The organism is Coleofasciculus sp. G2-EDA-02 (assembly GCF_040226375.1).
Taxonomy (GTDB): Bacteria; Cyanobacteriota; Cyanobacteriia; order Cyanobacteriales; family Coleofasciculaceae; genus Coleofasciculus.
In genome coordinates, this window is record NZ_JAVKEW010000237.1 from 1 (window position 1) to 19,265 (window position 19,265).

Annotated in this window: 14 protein-coding genes and 1 pseudogene; 8 read left to right on the forward strand and 7 right to left on the reverse strand. The window is 45.3% G+C overall.

The window, feature by feature from the left end; all coding sequences use genetic code 11:
- Positions 1-217: 217 nt before the first annotated feature.
- The gene (locus RLO19_RS27425) at positions 218-634 is read right to left on the reverse strand and encodes a GPW/gp25 family protein (RefSeq protein WP_446338104.1); all 417 of its coding nucleotides are present in this window, start codon (positions 632-634) and stop codon (positions 218-220) included.
- A gap of 92 nt (positions 635-726) precedes the next feature.
- Between RLO19_RS27425 and RLO19_RS27430 the strand changes: the two genes are divergently transcribed.
- The gene (locus tag RLO19_RS27430; RefSeq protein WP_446360537.1) at positions 727-1,557 is read left to right on the forward strand and encodes a hypothetical protein; all 831 of its coding nucleotides are present in this window, start codon (positions 727-729) and stop codon (positions 1,555-1,557) included.
- Positions 1,558-1,562: 5 nt separating this feature from the next.
- Here RLO19_RS27430 and RLO19_RS27435 read toward each other — a convergent pair whose 3' ends face one another.
- The 5 genes from RLO19_RS27435 to RLO19_RS27455 all read right to left on the reverse strand — a co-directional run bounded on the left by RLO19_RS27435 (position 1,563) and on the right by RLO19_RS27455 (position 6,143).
- The gene (locus RLO19_RS27435) at positions 1,563-1,958 is read right to left on the reverse strand and encodes a DUF4280 domain-containing protein (protein ID WP_446360538.1); all 396 of its coding nucleotides are present in this window, start codon (positions 1,956-1,958) and stop codon (positions 1,563-1,565) included.
- Positions 1,959-2,015: 57 nt separating this feature from the next.
- Positions 2,016-3,962, reverse strand: a complete 1,947-nt coding sequence (locus RLO19_RS27440; protein WP_446360539.1) for a VgrG-related protein — start codon at positions 3,960-3,962, stop codon at positions 2,016-2,018.
- Between the two features lie 688 nt (positions 3,963-4,650).
- Positions 4,651-5,160 (reverse strand): CIS tube protein, encoded by a 510-nt coding sequence (locus RLO19_RS27445; RefSeq protein WP_446360540.1) that lies wholly within the window; start codon positions 5,158-5,160, stop codon positions 4,651-4,653.
- A gap of 275 nt (positions 5,161-5,435) precedes the next feature.
- The gene (locus RLO19_RS27450; RefSeq protein WP_446360541.1) at positions 5,436-5,642 is read right to left on the reverse strand and encodes a hypothetical protein; all 207 of its coding nucleotides are present in this window, start codon (positions 5,640-5,642) and stop codon (positions 5,436-5,438) included.
- A 270-nt stretch (positions 5,643-5,912) separates the two neighbouring features.
- Entirely contained in the window at positions 5,913-6,143 is a 231-nt protein-coding gene (locus RLO19_RS27455; RefSeq protein WP_446360542.1) for a hypothetical protein, read from the reverse strand.
- A 626-nt stretch (positions 6,144-6,769) separates the two neighbouring features.
- Here RLO19_RS27455 and RLO19_RS27460 point away from each other — a divergent pair.
- From RLO19_RS27460 to RLO19_RS27490, 7 genes are all read left to right on the forward strand, one after another.
- Positions 6,770-11,293 (forward strand): PAS domain S-box protein, encoded by a 4,524-nt coding sequence (locus RLO19_RS27460; protein WP_446360543.1) that lies wholly within the window; start codon positions 6,770-6,772, stop codon positions 11,291-11,293.
- Positions 11,294-11,310: 17 nt separating this feature from the next.
- The gene (locus tag RLO19_RS27465; protein ID WP_446360544.1) at positions 11,311-12,366 is read left to right on the forward strand and encodes a diguanylate cyclase domain-containing protein; all 1,056 of its coding nucleotides are present in this window, start codon (positions 11,311-11,313) and stop codon (positions 12,364-12,366) included.
- A gap of 230 nt (positions 12,367-12,596) precedes the next feature.
- Complete coding sequence (locus RLO19_RS27470; protein ID WP_446360545.1) at positions 12,597-14,117, forward strand: adenylate/guanylate cyclase domain-containing protein; 1,521 nt, start codon at positions 12,597-12,599, stop codon at positions 14,115-14,117.
- Positions 14,118-14,197: 80 nt separating this feature from the next.
- Positions 14,198-14,695: an HNH endonuclease gene (locus tag RLO19_RS27475; protein ID WP_446338114.1), complete on the forward strand. Its 498-nt coding sequence runs from the start codon at positions 14,198-14,200 to the stop codon at positions 14,693-14,695.
- 169 nt (positions 14,696-14,864) lie between these two features.
- Positions 14,865-16,136: a DHH family phosphoesterase gene (locus RLO19_RS27480; RefSeq protein ID WP_446360546.1), complete on the forward strand. Its 1,272-nt coding sequence runs from the start codon at positions 14,865-14,867 to the stop codon at positions 16,134-16,136.
- Between the two features lie 221 nt (positions 16,137-16,357).
- On the forward strand, positions 16,358-16,861 hold the full coding sequence (gene sixA, locus RLO19_RS27485; protein WP_446360547.1) for a phosphohistidine phosphatase SixA: 504 nt from the start codon (positions 16,358-16,360) through the stop codon (positions 16,859-16,861).
- A 92-nt stretch (positions 16,862-16,953) separates the two neighbouring features.
- Positions 16,954-18,111: a citrate synthase gene (locus RLO19_RS27490; protein WP_446360548.1), complete on the forward strand. Its 1,158-nt coding sequence runs from the start codon at positions 16,954-16,956 to the stop codon at positions 18,109-18,111.
- Between the two features lie 116 nt (positions 18,112-18,227).
- On the opposite strand, the pseudogene RLO19_RS27495 reads toward RLO19_RS27490, so the two are convergent.
- Positions 18,228-19,131: pseudogene (locus RLO19_RS27495) on the reverse strand (RNA-guided endonuclease InsQ/TnpB family protein); the annotation flags it as partial.
- Between the last annotated feature and the right edge of the window lie 134 nt (positions 19,132-19,265).

Genomic DNA, 19,265 nt, shown 5'->3' on the forward strand with positions numbered 1-19,265 from the left:
ATCCAGGGTTTTTCTCTGGAACTCTAAGAAGACGAGCAAAACGAAGGGACGCGGCTTTAGTTCGTCCCGTAGTATCCTCTTAGAATCCCCCGCGTCCCTTCACTTCGTTCGAGGGCAAGTTTAACCGGGGGAGAAGTCAAAAAATCATTCCTGTTGTAGAGACGTTGCATGCAACGTCTCTACAGATTGTCACCACTAACAGCTAAACCCTGACCAACTACTCCCCAGACGGCTGCAAATAAAATGGATAAACCAGACTCCGAGTATCATGGGAGTCCTTCGGATGATATTCAATAGTAATATTGACCCGACCCCGGATCGGATCAGGTTCAGTATAAACGCCATCTAGTACAATCCGAGGTTCCCACATTTTTATAGCTTCCTCCACATAAACTCGGATCAGCAAAAGAGTTTGGGTATTCATCGGCGCAAAGGCAAGTTCAGACAGGCGCGAGCCAAAATTTTGTCGGTAGACTCTCTCACCCACCTTTGTTCCCAGAATAAGCCCAATCGATTCTTCGAGGTTCCGGATATCGGAACTGAGTTGCAGGCTTCCTTGTAAGTTTCCCCGTAATGGGAATGATAGTCCCCTACCCAGATAAGAGCGGGGCTGATTATTTGTAATGTCTGCCATTTCTATAAATTTAGCGCGTTAGGATTCAGTGCTACCTTATCAGTGTCTCAAGAATTCAGCTTATTCGCCAAAACCTGAGTCCAGTTAAAGCTATGGAAATTCATAATTCAGTCATAGAGGCAGAATTTGCACTCAAAAATTATGGAGTTGTTCTGCTCAAAGGAATCCTCGATACGGCTCAACTTTCCCTTGTTGCTCGCTCCGCCACTCAATGTTTTTCTAGCATAGAACAGATTCTTCATGAACAGGGCATCGAACAAGTCAGTGATTATCTTCCCTTCTACTATTTCTTTAATGCCAGATCCACCTCCGTTAGTCTGTTTGCCCTTGATGATTATCAAGTAACCCGTGCTTTCGAGACGATTTCTCACCAGATGCTGTCTATTTTAGTCAATTCTTTAGCTTATCAGATTTTAGCCCAGATGATGGATAACTCCCTTTTATTTAACCTTTCTCAATCTTGGGTCAGGAAACAGTATGCTCCCTCACACTATCATCCCTTGCATACCCCCCATAGCTGGCATCAAGATGGGGCTTTAGGAGTTACTTTTAACCCTTTATCGGATAGCAGTAATGACTATATCAGTGAACCGTTAACACCCCTAATTACCTGCTGGATACCGCTGACAGACTGTGGACGAAATCGCCCAAGTCTTCAGTTGATCAGGCGAAATCTCGATCAGCTTCTCCATTATGACTGTTTAAATGAAGTTAAACTCAGACAACGTTTTGCACCCGATGAGTTTTGGTCACCAGAAATGACCCTGGGAGATGTTCTAATTTTCCTCAATGGCACGCTTCACAAAACTTATGTTACTCAAGCTATGACTCAGGATCGAATTAGTATTGAATTGCGTGTAATGAGTGCTAATAAAATTCCCAAATGGATGAATCAGAATGTATTTATCCCGTTAACAGAATAACCTCTTCAGAGAACAGTGACTTGAAATTGTCCAGGATTCATAATTTTAATCACACCGCCCCAACTACAGTTACAAACAGCAAAATCAGGGAGTGCCGGCATATTATTAATCTTTGTTTTAATTGCCCCAGGCTTCCACGGACCGACTGGAACAGGAATACAGGGCATAGGAGTTAATACCCCTAAAGCTGCTGCTGTTGCTGATGCCACGGCTGGATTGGCTATAGAGGTACACATCCCAAAAGGTGGTATATTGGCGATTGGAGCAAAGTCCATAATCGTAGCCGCTAACCTACCCTTCACTGATACAGGTGGACCTTTGGGAATCACAATTAACGAACTGGGTGCTACTCCAAAGGGAATACATTGGAGGGTTGCCCCCATACAAGTTTGCAACGGCATTTTTATCCCTTTTTCCGATTTTTTGCTTGTTTATGTCAAGTATCCTTCTCATATTTTTTAGCCTAAGCTAACGGTTGGAGCTGACACAGTAATCGCCGCCTTACCCCGTACTGATGTTGTCATGCCACTCAAGTTAGTCATGGATAGGGAATCAATATTAATTCCGGCTGGACTGAGTTCTATCTTGTTACCACCTTGTTTGATGATAATGCTCATTGGTGACATTTCTATAGTGCTGCCGCCTACTCTTAAAGTAATATTCTGTGGAGCTTCTACATTAATGGTTCCCGTTGATTGCATTGTAATATTCCTGCCTTGATCTTTCATTTCATAAGTATGTCCTCCTTGAGTTTTTATGATAATTTTCTTATTCTGATCATCTAAACGTACTTGATTACCATTTTTAGTTTTCGCTTCGATAAATTTATCACTATCATTTAAATATAAATGATGACCATATACTGTATCCAGATAAACCCCTTTTTTACTGCTGCCTTTATCCTCTTCAACAAACTGTAACGTATGACCGGTACGAGTTTTCAACGTCCGGAGTCTAACTTTACCATCCACCACACTATTCGTCACGGGTTCCGGTGGTTTATCCTTGCCATTCCAAACTCCGCCAATCACATAAGGATGATGAATATCCCCATGTTCAAAGGCGACTAACACTTCGTCATTAATTTCTGGCAAACAGTCTAAGCCTCGACTTGAACCCGCACCTGTTCCCACAACACGCGCCCAATAACTGGCATGTTCTTCGGTCAAAGTAGGAAACTTGACTCTGACTCTCCCCCAACTATTCGGATCATTGTTATCAGTAACAATGCCTACGAGTAGTGTTTGTCCAGGTTGAAAAGGGGCTTCGTGGGATAGCAGAGGGGGAAAATTATCCCCGCGTAATCCCCGTATCGTGAACTCTGTGGTGTAAACTCGTTCCTCGAATAGATGACGGGTTTCTGTAACGTAATACTCTCCGCTATACTTACCTATATCGTTCAGTTTGATGACTCGCCCTGGTCGAATTTTGGGGTTTCCTTCAGCTTTCGCATCAGCCTGAACAAATTCTCCCCCTAATTCATCACAAATAGCTTGAGCAATAGTTCTCGCTTCAGGTGCATTGAAGACAGGTTGGTCTACTAAAATCATCTTGGGTGTGGGGGGCTTTCCTTTAAAACTGGTACTGGTTTTCGCACCGTCCCCGTAATCATTTTTAGTATGAACTTGTCCTCGATTCGCGGTTTCTACAATCGGTAGTTTTTGACTATAGTCCCAGCCTCGGACTTCAACTTCACTGACTTGTTCTGCACTACTGACTCTAACCTGAAAACTATGAACATCTTGAAGCCATTTCAGTTTTAGAGATTCATCGACTTTGGGTTTACGGAAGTTTAATTTCCCATCCTGAACAAAGAACTCAAAGCCGTTGCGGGCGGCGCGTTCTCGTAAGAATTCGAGATTGGTCTGATTTTCTTGAAAAACATAGCCATTCGACCCATTGATATCTCCATAGCCATAAGGTCCCCCCGTCTCATCAATCTTACCTGTGGGTATCCCGACTTCCCCAGCAATTTTTTTCACAATATCGGTATCGGTCATGTTCTGAAACGAACGATTATATCGCCCTCGCCACAGTCGATGGGAAATATCATATCCGCGAATAATCATTGGCGCTTCGGAGTCACGGGTAAAGTTACATTCCATCGCCGTGATTTCCCCTTCGAGGATGTAGTCTTTCTCTTGCGCTTCAAACTCTCGGGCTGCGGTGGTACTTGAAACGAAACCTATCTTAATTGTTTTGCCAATTTCAAATAAGTCACCATGTCGCCAGGTTTGATCCTCGCTGCGCCCAGGAAAGTAATCATTCTTAATCACTAAGGTGAACATACCGGGAAGATGGAGGCTTTCTTCCAAAGCGATTTCAATAATGTCGTCGAGTAATGCTTCAGAAGCTAACTGACCATCAATTTTTAAAATCGGTTCAGCTACATAAGTGACAGCCATGGCGACCTCTAGAATGGAGACTTGGCACACAGTTGTGCCGCTTACTGGGAATTTACCCAGGGTGAATTGATGTGAGAAGGGGGCAATTTAGGTAGAAAGCAGGGGCTTGGGTCATTGAGTTTCTCGTTTTTTGCTGACCTGTTTCTGTTGCCTTAGTTTTACATTTTGTAAACAAATAGGAATAGTGTATGTGAAGTACCCCAACTTGCTTCGCTCTTATTTGGGGCTTCCAACTAGCAAGCAAGGACGGTCTTATTCGTCTTGGCTTACGCCACGCTTACGCGAACGGGATTTCCCGTTTCATCCGCCGATGCCACGTTGGGTACTTTCTAATTCCTAAGAGTAGAAAATCCGGAACTGAATCCGGTGATGGTCTTACTCAGCGTCAACAGGCAGTCGTCCGCCTTCCGCAGACATTAAGATGAATGTAGCATTCATCTGTAAAAATTCAACAGGTGACTCTTATAAAAGGTCTGATGTGACCTAAACTGTTGTATTATCGGTGATTGATCGGGACTGGTTAATGGGTGCGATCGCGAAATCTGAGATCTGTTTAGCTATCCTAACAGATGAATAGTCCCCAAGGGAAAAACCTGTGTAATAAATTGCTAAGTTTTGATAACCTAGCGTAAAGCGGCTCCAAATACAAAATGTCTTAAACAGGTGAGACACGTACACACCCACTACACTAGCGCCCACTAATCTGACGCTGGTTCCCACTGGGTTGGGGCGTTCCCATTCCCGGTTGAGAAACAGACTCATCAATCTCTTCCAAGGTCAGATTAAGCGAAACTCGCACAGGTGTCCCATCTGGCAGAAACATGGTCAGGTTATAATCAACTTTTGTAACAAAACAACGAATATACTCCTGGGAACCCCAGGTAAACACATAAGTTGGAGGACGTTTTTCCTTCCCTTCCCCCGACTCGGCAAAATTCACTGCTTTCTCAAAGGGTTTCAGATGGCGCAGAACACTCTCACCTGTCTCATAAGTATCAAAAATAACGTCGTTAATCGAGAGGGTAACGGGTTCAGGATAAGCAAAGTTAACCTTGGGTAATCCTCGACCCGTTCGTGCTCCGCTACTTTTTGTTAAATTAATTTGCTGGCTAAACGCCAACTGGCTGGGGTTGAACATGAAATCAATCGTTCCCCCACCATCTGTGGAAATAAGCTGGGCTTTAACAAGTTGTGACATGACTGATTACCTCTGACTCAGTTTTGCCGGCAATTGTCAATGGCTTCACCTCGTCTTACGCTGAGTTTTCCAGAATGACTCTTACTGACTACTCTACCAGAGGGTTCAGAAAAGGGCTTGCCAGTGTTTAGGGTGAGCAGCCAATCTTCTGCCAGGATTGTTTCCTCTACCCTACCTAAATCAAGATACCATCTAGGGACTGCGCTCAAGTTTTGTTCAATTAAAGTTTTGCGCGATTATTTTAAGTTTTGTTAAAATGTTTGGGTGGAACATCTTTAAGACTGTGATACTGTTGTATCCAATAATTTCACGTAAGCAATGGGGACGACAAGGGGCCAAAATACCGTGGCGATGCCAACGGTGAGGAAAGATAAGACTTTTTGCTGAGGAGATAGTCCCGCTCCTTTTTTGAGAAAGCGTAACCAAGCTGCCGATAAATAAAGCGCAACCAATACGTAAAGACTAACAAGCAAAAGTTTCATATTTAAACTCCAGGTATGAATTCAAACAAGTATTCAAAATCTAAGTGATTATAGCAGATGTCTATTAACTTGGCTAATCATTACTTGATTGTCAAGTATAGCTGGATGAGTTGTGAAATAGCCATGATAGCTGGGTCTGGTTTCCCGCCTCATCTTTCTTCACGAATCATTGGGATTGGTTCTATCAATGTATTCTGTGTTACTAATCTGGAATCCGGGCAGTATTAAGTTTGTTAGATACAGTCTTTTTGATCCATACTCCTAATCTTTTTAAACTGGTTCAGCAGAACCTTTCGACGGCTTTGATACGGTAGCGTTTAATAACTTGGCGTAAGCAATGGGGAGGACAAGGGGCCAAAATACCGTGGCGATGCCAATAGTGAGTAACGATAAGACGTTTTGCTGAGCAGACAGTCCTGTGCCTTGTTTGAAAAAGCGTAACCAAGCGACCAATAAATAAAGCGAAACAAGGGTATATAGAGTGATAAGCCAAAGGTTCATAGAAAAACTCAATATGTAGATGAAACTCGGTGAATCAGATTCTAGATTTTGAGAGATATCTGATTTGTTTTGAACGTTCAGATTATCCTTGATTGTCTAGAGGTATTTTGTGTTACATGTCTTTAACTCCAGTGATATTCAAAGGGTAAAGTTGTGAGGGATTGAGGGGGGGACTGTGATAATTATCCTGAAATACGATGATGAAGATCACAGTCAAATCCGGGTTGCCTATCTTCTTTATCATCTAGTGCAAGAAGGCAGAAATAACTGAACCGCTAACATCTCCCAGACGCGCCATGGCGCGGCTCTACATTCACCCAGACGCGCCAAGGCGCGTCTCTACTTCATCGCTGATTTTAAGGTTTAACCACCTGATTCAAAATGGTGCTTTGAGTTAAAATGGTAGACTCGAAGGGTGATCGCTCTGACTATTCCCCCATATCGTGATCCGATTTTAGACTTGAGATTGTAGCCGATGTGCGGATGGGGAAAAGACGGGTTTGCTTGAAATGTTATTGGTGTTATCTCGATTGCCCGCCTAAATCCGCTCCAATAAGCGCTTGATGGGTTTATTCCCAAGCGCAATTAATCATTCATCCTGGATAGTTTAAACGTCAGAAATTCCGATGAACATAACCTGGAATATTTCCCCGTTAGGACGATATTTTTTCAACGTCTTAGCCCTGACGCTAATTTATATCGCCACTGCTCAAATTTTTAGCCGTCAGGATATTATCCCCCTTCTCTGGATTCCCGCCGGAATTAGTCAAGCCGCCCTGTTGTTACTAGGGCGCAATCTTTGGCTGGGTGTCGCTTTGGGAGAATTGTCTCGGGCTTTATTGATCGGAATTCCGGGAACTGTTGCGATCGCCTTTTGTTTAGGCTGTACCCTACAAGCTTGGGGGGGTGTGACGTTGGTTCAATTCTGGGATATGCATCCAGGGTTAAACCGTCGCCGGGATGTGGTTAAATTCCTGGTGGGTATGGTTCTATTATCCTCCCTGGTGAGTCCCACTATCCGTTTGCTGGGTGAACGATTAGGGAGTGAAGGGAGTTCAGGGGATTGGCTGCTGTTGTGGTTGAGTAACGCCATGGGACTTTTAATTGTTACACCTGTATTGTTAACTCTGGGTTATTCAATGATCCACTCAGGGGAGACAGGGGGACAGGATGAGAACAAGGGGGTTCTGGAGTTCATTCAAAACCTCGGTTTGGGCGGGTTTAGCAACATTCGGGTGACAACAAATGAGAATAGTCAAACCCACCCCTACACATTCAATACTCAACAATCAACATTCAGTCAGGGCGGGTTTTGTACAAACCTTACTATCAATAGCGAAAAGAAAGTCTCATTACCCGCCCCTAGAAACCATTTCCTGGAAGGTGGTGAAGGATCAACAATCATTTGTCAGGTTGGAGTCTGGCTGATTGGATTGGGAATAGTGAGTGGTTTGGTGTTTGGTGTATTCTCCATCCCCGCCAATTCCGCGATAGTCGTAACCGAAGATAGTATAACCGCTTCTAATCCAATCGGAGTCCAATTTTATCAACAACTTGCCACTCAGTTAACAGAGTGGTTGTATCAGTTTCTAGGTCAAGCTGACTTAAAGTATTTACTATTTCCTTTCATCTTATGGGCAGCCCTGCAATGGGGTCAACAGATAACCGCATTGGGTATCATGGTTGTGGCAAGTGTTGCCTTTTGGCAATCAGCTGAGGCGTTTGAATCGCCTAATTGGGTTATTGTATCTCAAGATGGGTTTATCGCCGTCTTTGCTATCACCGCCCTCATTGTCGCCGCTACGATAACCGATCGCGCCACCGCTTACCAGGAATTATGCGATCGCGAAACTCATTCTCGCCATATCTTTGCACGTCTCCAACAAACCTTTGAGGAACGAACCGCCGCCCTGAAAGCTGCTAATCGCCAACTTTTGGCGGAAGTGGTGGAACAAAAGCGGATGGAGAAGGCGCTGCGAAAAAATGATCAACGCCTCTCCCTGTTGGTTAAACAAACTCCCCTGGCGGTAATTGAATGGAATACGGATGGGGAAATTGTTGATTGGAATCCCGCCGCTGAAACCATTTTTGGCTATCATCGGGACGAAGCCTTGGGTCATCCTTCCACTCTAATTGTGCCACCGGCTGCCCAAGCCCACATTAAACAAATTAAAGCCAGACTTTGGTACGACAAACAAGTTGCTCGTTCCTGTAATCAGAATATCACTAAAGATGGCAGAACGATTGTTTGCGAATGGTATAATACTCCTCTAATTGATAACCACGGTAACCTCTTGGGTATCGCCTCTATGGCATTGGATATTACCCAACGCCAGGAAACCCAAACCGCTTTACGCGAAAGTGAGGAACGGTTTGCCCTAGCGATTCAAGCCAATGATAGTGGACTCTTTGATATTAACGTTAAAACCAATACCTACTATTATTCCCCCCAATTTCTTCATTTAATTGGCTATCCCGAAGATGACGATAGTCCCAGCTTTGATGAATTGATAGCGCGGGTTCATCCAGAGGATCTCTCTAGGGTAAAAGCCACGATGGATCAACTCTTTAGCGGCGAACTTTCCCAATGGAAATTAGAGTTTCGCATGGTACACACTGATGGATCAACCCCTTGGTTTTTATCACGAGGATTGGTACTACGGGATAAACAGGATAAGGTGACACGAATTGTCGGGACGCATACTGATATTAGCGATCGCAAACAAGCAGAAGCGGCGTTACTCGAAAGAGAGGAACAATTCCGCCAACTCGCAGAAAATATTCGGGAAGTGTTCTTTTTAACCACGCCCGATTTAAGCCGCATGTTTTATCTGAGTCCAGCTTATGAGGAAGTCTGGGGACGTTCCCGCGAAAGTCTTTACGATCAGCCGATGACCTGGTTAGATAATATTCATCCCTATGATCGCGATCGCGTTGCCGAAGCTTTAGGCAAACAACTGCAAGGGGAACAAGACTTTGAAGAAGAATACCGCATTTTACGCCCCGACGGGAGTCAACGTTGGGTTTGGGTGCGGACGTTTCGGGTGTTCAACGAAACGGGTAAAATGAACCGCATTGCTGGGATTGCCGAAGATATCACTGAACGCAAACATTCCGAAGCCGAATTGCGTCGCCAAACCCTACAGCGGCAACTCTTTGCCGAAATTACGCTCAAGATTCGCCAATCCTTACAACTGGATGCTATCCTGCAAACTACAGTAACCGAAGTGCGCCGGATCTTGCAAGTTGATCGGGTAGTAATCTACCAACTCAACGCCGATGGAACGGGGGTAATCATGACTGAAGCCGTGGTTCCGGGCTGGACACCGATTCAAGGACAGGAGATTTACGATCCCTGTTTTCGGGAAGGCTATTTAGAACAATATCGCCAAGGACGTATTCGCGCGATCGAAGATCTCTATCAAGCCAACCTGGAACCCTGCCATATCAAACTCTTAAAACCCTTTGGCGTCAGGGCTTATTTAATTGTTCCTATTTTACAGCGAGACAACCTCTGGGGTCTATTAATTGCCCATCAATGTAGTGGTCTGCGACAGTGGGAAATGTTTGAAATTGAACTGTTGAGTCAACTAGCGGATCAGGTAGGAATTGCCCTCGCCCAGAGTCAACTTTTAGAAGAACAAACCCGAATTAGTCAACAATTAGCCGAAAAGAATCTCCACCTGGAACAAGCCCGCCAAGAAGCCGAATCCGCCAATAATGCCAAAAGCGAATTTTTGGCAAATATGAGTCATGAACTCCGCACACCCCTCAACGGTATTTTAGGCTATGTCCAAGTGCTCAAACGCGAACCCCATCCTACCGCCAAGCAACAGCAAGGACTGAGTATCATTCAACAGTGTGGCGAACATCTGTTAACCCTACTTAACGATATCTTAGACCTGTCTAAAATTGAAGCCCGGAAAATGGACTTATGTTTAAGCGAGTTTCAGTTACCCCATTTTCTGGAGGGAATTATTGAAATGGTTCGCATTCGGGCTGACGAAAAAGCCATTGCTTTTCACTATGAACCCCTCTCCCCCCTACCTAAAATTGTCCGGGGTGATGAAAAACGACTGCGACAAGTGTTAATTAATCTATTGGGGAATGCAATTAAATTTACGGATCAGGGGAATATTACATTTAAAGTTGGCTATGTCTCAGCCCCTCAATCGGAGACGGAATCATCCCGAAAAATGCGATTTCAGATTCAAGATACAGGAATTGGGATTGCTGCTGAACAATTAACCAATATATTTTTACCCTTCCATCAAATTGAAAATCGGAATCGACAGGTGGAAGGAACGGGATTAGGATTGGCGATTAGTCAACGGTTAGTTCAACTCCTTGGCGGCGAACTTCATGTAGAAAGTTATGTGGGTCAAGGAAGTACATTTTCTGTCGATTTAGATTTACCCGCCGTCTCTCCAGACCCAGCAACAGATGTCGTAGAAGATCAAATTATTATTGGGTTTCGCGGTCATCCGCGCAAAATCTTGGTTGCCGATGATCAGTGGCAAAATCGCTCAATTTTCGTCAATTTATTGTTACCATTAGGGTTTGAGGTACTTGAAGCCATCAATGGTGAAGACTGTCTCCAGCAAGCCAAAGAAGAACACCCCGACGCGATTTTAATGGATTTGATGATGCCAAAACTCGATGGATTAGAGGCGACGCGACGGTTACGAAAAATTCCTGCGTTACGAGATATCGTAGTCTTGGCGATTTCAGCTAGCGTTTTCGGGGAAAAACAACAGCAATCTATCACGGCGGGTTGTAATGATTTTATCGGGCAACCTGTACAAGCCAAAACCCTCTTTGCTACGCTGCAAAAGCATCTAAACTTAGAATGGATTTATGAATCCACTGAAGCACCCAGTAGTGTTTATCCGGGGGAAAAACTGCCCGAACAAAAACCAGAGGTTTCGATTACTGCTTCAGAAATTGTCGCGCCGCCCCTAAAGGAAATGACGATTCTCTATGAATTAGCCATGATGGGTGATATCAAAGGGATTAGTGAGCAAGCGGATAAATTAGAAAAACTTGATCCGCAATGGGTTCCATTTGCCAAGAAGCTGCGCCGCTTAGCCAACGGGTTTCAGGAGAAACAAATTCTGGAGTTTGTGAAAAGATACATGAATGACAAATGACGAATGACGAATGACAAATGATAAATGATAAAGAGACGATTCTCATTGTTGATGATAATCTCACGAACTCAGAAGTGCTGTTAGATTTTGTGAGTGAGGCGGGGTTCCAGGTTATCGTGGCAAGGGATGGTGAAAGTGCAATCAAAAAAGCTGAATTAGAGCATCCCGATATCATTTTGCTGGATGTGATTATGCCGGGAATTGATGGGTTTGAAACCTGTCGGCGTCTGAAAGCTAATCCAGCTACCCACGATATGCCGGTAATTTTTCTCACAGCACTGTCTCAAACGGCGGTTATTATCAAAGGATTTGAATTAGGTGCGGTTGATTATATTATTAAGCCCACCCAACAGGAAATTGTGTTGGCACGAGTGAACACCCATCTGACGATTCAAAAGCTACGCCGGAATCTGCAAGTCCAAAATCAGCAACTTCAACAAGAGATTCAGCAGCGTCAGGAGGCTGAGGCGAAACTGCAAAAAGCGAATGCTCAACTGAAGCGTTTGGCAACGTTAGATAGTTTAACTAAGGTGGCGAATCGGCATCGATTTGACGAATATTTTAACCAAGTGTGGCGGATTGCCCGACGAGAGAAATGGGTGTTGTCGTTGCTCTTATGTGATGTAGACTATTTCAAACTCTACAATGATAGCAAGGGTCACCAAGCTGGGGATGAATGTTTGTATCAGGTGGCGCAAGCGATGAAACAGGTGGTAAAGCGCCCCGCCGATTTAGTCGCCCGCTATGGAGGAGAAGAATTTGCGGTGATTCTACCCAATACCCCAGCCAAAGGCGCATTACAAGTTGCTCAATTCATTCAGACGTCGCTGAATCAGTTAGGTTTGACCCATCCGCGATCGCCGATTAAGAATGCTGTCACATTGAGTGTGGGGGTATCTAGCACTATTCCTTGTCACCACACTTCTCCGGAAGCGCTGATCAGGGCGGCGGATCAAGCACTGTATCGAGCAAAAGAAACGGGACGCGATCGCACGGTTTTTATGCCACTCGACGATCCTGACAATCAGAGTGTATGCTCAATACCTTCAGCCTCTGGCTCCTTACCGAATTGATCAGCCCGGGTGTAGGGGTGGCTCTTGAGAGGAAAACAGGGAATCTTCTACCGGGGACAAAGTAACTTCCAAAGTAGGGCTGCGATCGCCAATTATTTACCGTTCATGGCAAGTTCACCAGAAAATGAACCATGAACGATTAAAAACATTTCATTATACCACACCAAGCCAGCTACATCGTTCATAGCAAGTTCACCAGAAAATGAACCATGAACTATGAACTATGAACTATGAACCAAACCACTTTAACCCCGATGAATGATGAACAGTTATTACAAGGCGTCATTGTTATTGTCGATGATACTCCCCATAATCTCGGTGTCCTCTTTGACTTTTTAACCGATTCTGGCTTCAGAGTGTTGGTGGCGCAGGATGGACAAAGCGCTCTGCAAAAAGTCGAGTATGCCAAACCCGATCTCATCTTACTGGATGTAATGATGCCAGGGATTGATGGCTTTGAAACCTGTCGCCGCCTGAAAGCGAATCCAGCAACTCGAGATATCCCAGTCATCTTTCTCAGTGCGCTATCTGATGCTGTCGATAAAGTCAAAGGTTTGAATCTGGGAGCAGTAGACTTTATCACCAAACCCGTGCAGCAGGAAGAAGTCAAAGCCAGAGTGACGACGCATCTAGCACTTCGGAACCTGCAAAAGCGGCTAGAGGAGCAAAATCTGCAACTCCAAGCCGAAATTCAAGAACGACAGCGAGTAGAAGCTTCCCTGCGCCAAGCAGAAGAGAAATATCGCAGTATCTTTGAACGAGCCACCGAGGGCATTTTCCAAGCCACTCCTGAGGGACGCTACATCACCGCGAATCCAGCCTTAGCCAAAATTTTAGGCTATACCTCACCCGAAGATCTCATGGAACAGGTGAGGAATATTGGAGAGCAACTTTATGTTGAACCCACACGCCAGGAAGAGTTAGCCGCTTTAATGCAGCGCTACGATACCTTATCCGATTTTCAGTCCCAGGTTTATCGTAAAGATGGCAGCATTATTTGGATTGTGGAAAATATCGATACGGTTAAAGATGAAGCGGCTAAACTCCTCTACTACGAAGGGACAGTATCCGATATTACCGAACAAAAACAAGCCGAAGTTGCCCTCAACCGTGCCCGCAAACGCGCCGAACTGTTACTTTTGAATATCTTACCCCAACCGGTGGCGGAGCTGTTGAAGCGGGGTCAGCACACGATCGCAGAAAGTTTTAAAGGGGTAACGATTATGTTTGCCGATCTGGTCAATTTTACCAAATTTTCCACTCAAACCTCACCCACCCAACTGGTTGAACTGCTGAATCAGATTTTCTCCAAATTTGACCGACTGGTTGAGGAACATGGCGTGGAAAAAATTAAAACGATTGGCGATGCTTATATGGTGGCGGCGGGACTACCTCGGCGGCGTCTGGATCATGCTCAGGCGATCGCACAGATGGCTTTAGATATGCAGCGAGCCATTACTGAATTTAACCAAGAGACTGGAGAAAATTTTCGCCTGAGGATTGGGATCAATAGCGGTCCTGTCGTCGCGGGTGTCATTGGCATCAAGAAATTTAGCTACGATTTGTGGGGTGATACCGTGAATACCGCTAGCCGTATGGAGTCTCACGGTTTACCCGGTCGCATTCAAGTAACCCGGGCAACCTATGAATTGCTCAAAGATGAATACGACTTTGAGGAACGTGGTGTGATTCTGATTAAAGGTAAGGGAGAAATGACCACCTATTGGCTCAAGGATAAAAAAATTCAGTAGACCGAAACGTTAAAACATTACCCAGATCCATCAACCTGTGCTAATATCTGGGATAATATTCACATTATTTCGATCTCCTAATGAGCAAGGTTCTGGTGTTAAACGCCTCCTACGAACCGCTCAATGTCACCAATTGGCGACGAGCGGTTGTCTTGATGCTCAAAGGCAAAGCGGAACAAATTGAACACAACGGCAAATATATCTACCCAGAGTTACCGCTACCCACGGTTATTAGGTTGCGCCATTACGTTCGGGTTCCTTACAAAGAAATTCCTTTAACCCGCCGCAATATCCTCTACCGTGATAGTCATTCTTGTCAATACTGCGGATACACGGGTGATGATTTAACCCTCGATCATGTGATTCCTCGTTCTCGACAAGGGGGAGATTCTTGGGAAAACATTGTCACCGCCTGTGTGCGTTGTAATGTCAAAAAAGGGAACCGAACGCCTAAAGAAGCCAACATGATGTTGCGACATCAACCCCGCAAGCCCTATAGCAGTCTTCATTTTGAGGTGGCTAAACAGGTTAAAGGTGGAGTTCATCAGGAGTGGCGAAAGTATGTGATTGGCGTGTAAGGCTCCTACGGTAACTCGAGCTATAGCCGAGGCTTCTCAACCGGGCTTTAGCCCAACATTTCTCGTCCATACGATAGTATGGACTCTCTTCAAGCGGCAGTCAATTTTATAGTCTCAAATAAAGCTTTGGCGTGCGATACTAAACCAACAGCTAAATACCTTGCCCGCTATGGAATCCAACCCCCTGAAATCTGTCAATAATAACGCTCTACACAATAAAGCATCAGGTTCGGATGGGAGTGATGGAGTTTCACGACAACAGAAAGTTTCCCAAAAAAATCCTAATAACCGCAGTAGTAGTAGCCGCGAACCTCGGCAGCATGTTGATGCTTCCGAAACCAAAATAGGAGAACTGCAAAAGGTTTTAGATCGTCACAGTTCAGAACGCCAGCTTATTGTCATTCAAGATTTCCCTGATCCTGATGCTTTATCGAGTGCTTGGGCGTACCAGTTAATTGCCCAACAGTACAATATCCAATGTGACATTGTATATGCAGGAACTCTGTCTCATCAGGAAAACATCGCCTTGGTCAAACTGACCAACTTGCCAGCTAAGCGCTGGGGGATTCAGACATTGAAGGATCGGGATTTTTCGGTGTATCAAGGTTGTGTTCTGGTTGACAATCAGGGAACCACAACCCAGTTAATGCCCTTTGTCAAACAAGCAGGTATCCCCATTGTTGTCCTGATTGACCATCACAATCCTCAGGGTAATCTGGAAGCAGAATTTGCCGATTTGCGACCTCAGACGAGGGCGACTGCCACTATTCTAACTCAATACCTGCAAAAGGGTTTACTCAAGCTTGATAGTAGTATTAGCACCCATGTCAAGTGCGCCACAGCACTAATGCACGGTTTACGTGCCGATACCGATCGCCTGATGCGGGCGAAGGAAGAGGATTTCTTAGCGGCGGCGTATTTGAGCCGTTTCTATGATGTACAGTTGCTCAATGCTGTCCTGCAAACGGCGCGATCGCGACGAGTGATGGATGTGATCGAGCGATCGCTGAAAAATCGCATTGTCCAGAATAATTTCTCAATCGCGGGAGTGGGCTATTTACGCTACGATGACCGCGATGCGATTCCTCAAGCGGCTGACTTTTTGGTGACTGAAGAAAATGTCCACACGGCTGTGGTTTACGGCATTGTCCACAACGAAGACGAAGAAGTCGAAGTAGTAATTGGTTCCTTGAGAACCAATAAAATCACCCTTGATCCCGACGAATTTATTAAAGAAGCCTTTGGTCAAGACAATCAGGGACGATTCTTTGGTGGCGGACGCATGACCGCCGGTGGCTTTGAAATCCCCATTGGCTTCTTAGGTGGCTTTAATGACAATACCGAATTCACCAAGCTCAAGTGGGAAGTCTTTGATATTCAAATCAAGCAAAAACTCTGGCGCTTAGTTAATCCCAAAGATAATTTGATTCACACCGCTTAAACAAGTGTGGCTCTCCACCATTGCAGGCGATCACGATTTTTCATGATTTTTGTAGGGGCGGGTTTAGGGATTAAAATTGATTGTTTCCGACAACTGTGATGCAAAACCCGCCCTTGTTTTATTGGGTGAGGGCAAAAAAATCGCGAGCATCATCAATAAAATCTTGATTGTGTTCCTAGAGAACCTTACGATCTTAATTTTCAGGACAAAATAAAAAACAGATGACAATAAAACTGTACTTGATTCGTCATGGCATCGCTGCCGATCGCAAAGACTATGCGAACGATGAAGATCGTCCCCTGACGAGCAAAGGGCGCAAGAAGACAACCAAAGTCGCCAAGCAACTGCGCGATCGCGGTTTGCATTTTGACCAAATATTGACCAGTCCCTTAGTCCGAGCGCGAGAAACCGCCGCGATTCTGCAAGACGTAGGTTTGGGTGAGCAACTCGACGAATTTCCCAGCCTTGCGCCTGATGGGGATATCAATACCTGGGTCAATTGGCTACAGGAGTGGCGTCAAAACCGGAACAGAGAAAGCTGTTTGGCGTTAGTCGGTCATCAACCGGATTTAGGCAATTGGGCAGAATTGTTGGTTTGGGGAGAAGCAGGGGAAAAACTTGTCCTCAAGAAAGCGGGCGTTATCGGGTTAAACTTGAAAGAAACGGGCGTTCCTCTGGGTCAAAGTGAGCTATTTTTGCTAACCTCTCCAAAATGGCTGATCTAGACGATCTTTAAGAATTTTTGTAACACACACTACTAATTCCCCAGTTTCTGGTAAGTTAGCCTGAGAACACTTCAAACGTATTTGGTAGTTCTATGACTGTCTGTGAGTATAAACCAGGTTTAGAAGGCATTCCCGCTGCCCAATCCAGTATCAGCTATGTTGATGGAAAACAGGGGATATTAGAGTATCGAGGTATTCGGATTGAAGAACTCGCCACAAAAAGCACATTCCTAGAAACCGCCTATCTGCTGATATGGGGTGAGCTACCAACCAAGGATGAGCTAGAAGCGTTTGAGACGGAAATTCGTTACCATCGACGGATTAAATATCGGATTCGGGACATGATGAAATGTTTCCCGGAAACCGGACATCCGATGGATGCACTGCAAGCGTCTGCAGCAGCATTGGGTCTTTTTTACTCAAAACGCGCTCTCCCAAATCCCCATTACATCCGGGAAGCCGTTGTCCGCCTGTTGGCGAAAATCCCGACAATGGTAGCCGCATTTAAGCTGATGCGGAAGGGGAATGACCCGGTGAAGCCGAACGACAATTTAGACTATTCCGCTAATTTTCTGTATATGCTCACTGAGCAAGAACCTGATCCCCTAGAGGCTCACGTCTTTGATGTTTGCTTAACACTCCATGCTGAACATACCATGAATGCGTCTACGTTCTCAGCTATGGTGACGGCTTCAACGCTAACTGACCCCTATGGGGTGATCGCATCAGCCGTAGGTACCCTAGCCGGTCCCTTGCATGGGGGAGCGAATGAAGAAGTGATTACGATGCTCGAAGAAATTGGCTCAGTGGGAAATGTTCGTCCCTATCTAGAGGATTGCTTGCAGCGCAAGTCAAAAATCATGGGATTCGGTCACCGTGTCTATAAGGTCAAAGATCCGCGAGCTACAATTCTACAGCATTTAGCCGAACAACTGTTTGAGAAATTTGGTTCGGATAAATACTACGAAATTGCCCAGGAGTTAGAACAAGCAGTCGAGGAAAAACTGGGATATAAAGGGATTTATGCGAATGTAGATTTCTATTCCGGTTTGGTTTATCGGAAACTCGGTATTCCCACCGACTTGTTTACCCCCATATTCGCGATCGCACGGGTAGCCGGTTGGCTGGCGCACTGGAAGGAACAACTGGCAGAAAACCGGATTTTCCGACCCACCCAGATTTATACCGGCGATCACGACGTCGCTTATGTTCCTATCCATGAACGGCAATCACAAATCTCGTTAGTGTAAAACAGGTCGATCGCTTCTCCCCAAAACTACAGTGAAAGGAGGAGCGATCGCTATTTGTTACCGATGGTTTCGTGGAGAAATTGACATCCTCACCGCCCTACAAGGACGGTGATTCCCTACCAGTCAAACAGTGATAACTGAATGTACTCAAGGGTGGGTTGACAGCTCATCACACACTGCCTCATCCGAGGTCTTACACGCGCTCCCTGTCCGTTTATAGTCGTGGATATGCCCTACCCCGACTCTTTCTATATTTGTGGATGCATTATCATCCCGGTCGTGTTCTTTTCCACAGTTGACACAGACAATTGTCCTGACTGATAAGTTCAGTTTCCCCCAGCGATAACCGCATTCAGAGCATACCTGACTGGTGGGTTCCCATCGGCTAATCACCCGAAAATCCCGGTTGTGCTTATCGGCTTTAGCCTCACACAATGATCGGAACTCACGCCACCCAGCCTGACTGATTGCCCGTGCCAGTTTGCGGTTTTTCAACATCCCGGAAACGTTTAAATCCTCCAAAGCAATCACTTGGTTTTCGTTGATTACTTGGGTGGATAACTTATGCAGGAAGTCCTTGCGTTTATCCCGTATATGGGTATTAAGCTTGGCTACCTTAACCCGCATCCGTTCACGTCGTTTACTCCCTTTTTGCCGTTTGGCTAACCGTCGCCCTTCACGCTTCAGCTTGCGGTAAAACCGTGAATAGTCTGGACTATCTACTTTCTCTCCATTGCTACAGCAGGCAAAGGTTTTTAGTCCTAAGTCTATCCCGATGGATGGGTTAGGAGCGGGTCTAATCTCCGGTTCCACCTCAACCACAAAGCTGAGGAAGTACCGACCCGCGCAATCCTTAATCACCGTGACTGAACTCGGTTCGGATGGCAAAGGACGTGACCATTTGGTCTTAACTTCCCCAATCTTTGCTAGGTAGACCTTAGCTGCTTTGACTTTGAATCCACCTCTGGTAAACCTGGCAGTTTGGCGGTTGGTTTTTCGCTTAAACCGTGGGGGCTGAAGGGGTGACAAGCAGCTCAAAAGCTTGGCAGATAAAGCATTTCCCCCCTCAAGCCTCAAAAAGATGGCAGCTTATTGACAGGTTTATTGATAATGAAAAGTGGAATGATAATGATAATCACCTGCTTTTCTGAGTA

What these genes read in the sequence shown, in the direction of transcription:
- RLO19_RS27440 (WP_446360539.1), bottom strand. Translation starts at nt 3,962, where the DNA reads ATGGCTGTCACTTATGTAGCTGAACCGATTTTAAAAATTGATGGTCAG.
- RLO19_RS27460 (WP_446360543.1), top strand. Translation starts at nt 6,770, where the DNA reads ATGAACATAACCTGGAATATTTCCCCGTTAGGACGATATTTTTTCAAC.
- RLO19_RS27480 (WP_446360546.1), top strand. Translation starts at nt 14,865, where the DNA reads ATGGAATCCAACCCCCTGAAATCTGTCAATAATAACGCTCTACACAAT.
- RLO19_RS27430 (WP_446360537.1), top strand. Translation starts at nt 727, where the DNA reads ATGGAAATTCATAATTCAGTCATAGAGGCAGAATTTGCACTCAAAAAT.
- RLO19_RS27445 (WP_446360540.1), bottom strand. Translation starts at nt 5,160, where the DNA reads ATGTCACAACTTGTTAAAGCCCAGCTTATTTCCACAGATGGTGGGGGA.
- RLO19_RS27470 (WP_446360545.1), top strand. Translation starts at nt 12,597, where the DNA reads ATGAACCAAACCACTTTAACCCCGATGAATGATGAACAGTTATTACAA.
- RLO19_RS27465 (WP_446360544.1), top strand. Translation starts at nt 11,311, where the DNA reads ATGATAAATGATAAAGAGACGATTCTCATTGTTGATGATAATCTCACG.
- RLO19_RS27475 (WP_446338114.1), top strand. Translation starts at nt 14,198, where the DNA reads ATGAGCAAGGTTCTGGTGTTAAACGCCTCCTACGAACCGCTCAATGTC.
- RLO19_RS27450 (WP_446360541.1), bottom strand. Translation starts at nt 5,642, where the DNA reads ATGAAACTTTTGCTTGTTAGTCTTTACGTATTGGTTGCGCTTTATTTA.
- RLO19_RS27490 (WP_446360548.1), top strand. Translation starts at nt 16,954, where the DNA reads ATGACTGTCTGTGAGTATAAACCAGGTTTAGAAGGCATTCCCGCTGCC.
- RLO19_RS27455 (WP_446360542.1), bottom strand. Translation starts at nt 6,143, where the DNA reads ATGAACCTTTGGCTTATCACTCTATATACCCTTGTTTCGCTTTATTTA.
- sixA (WP_446360547.1), top strand. Translation starts at nt 16,358, where the DNA reads ATGACAATAAAACTGTACTTGATTCGTCATGGCATCGCTGCCGATCGC.
- RLO19_RS27435 (WP_446360538.1), bottom strand. Translation starts at nt 1,958, where the DNA reads ATGCCGTTGCAAACTTGTATGGGGGCAACCCTCCAATGTATTCCCTTT.
- RLO19_RS27425 (WP_446338104.1), bottom strand. Translation starts at nt 634, where the DNA reads ATGGCAGACATTACAAATAATCAGCCCCGCTCTTATCTGGGTAGGGGA.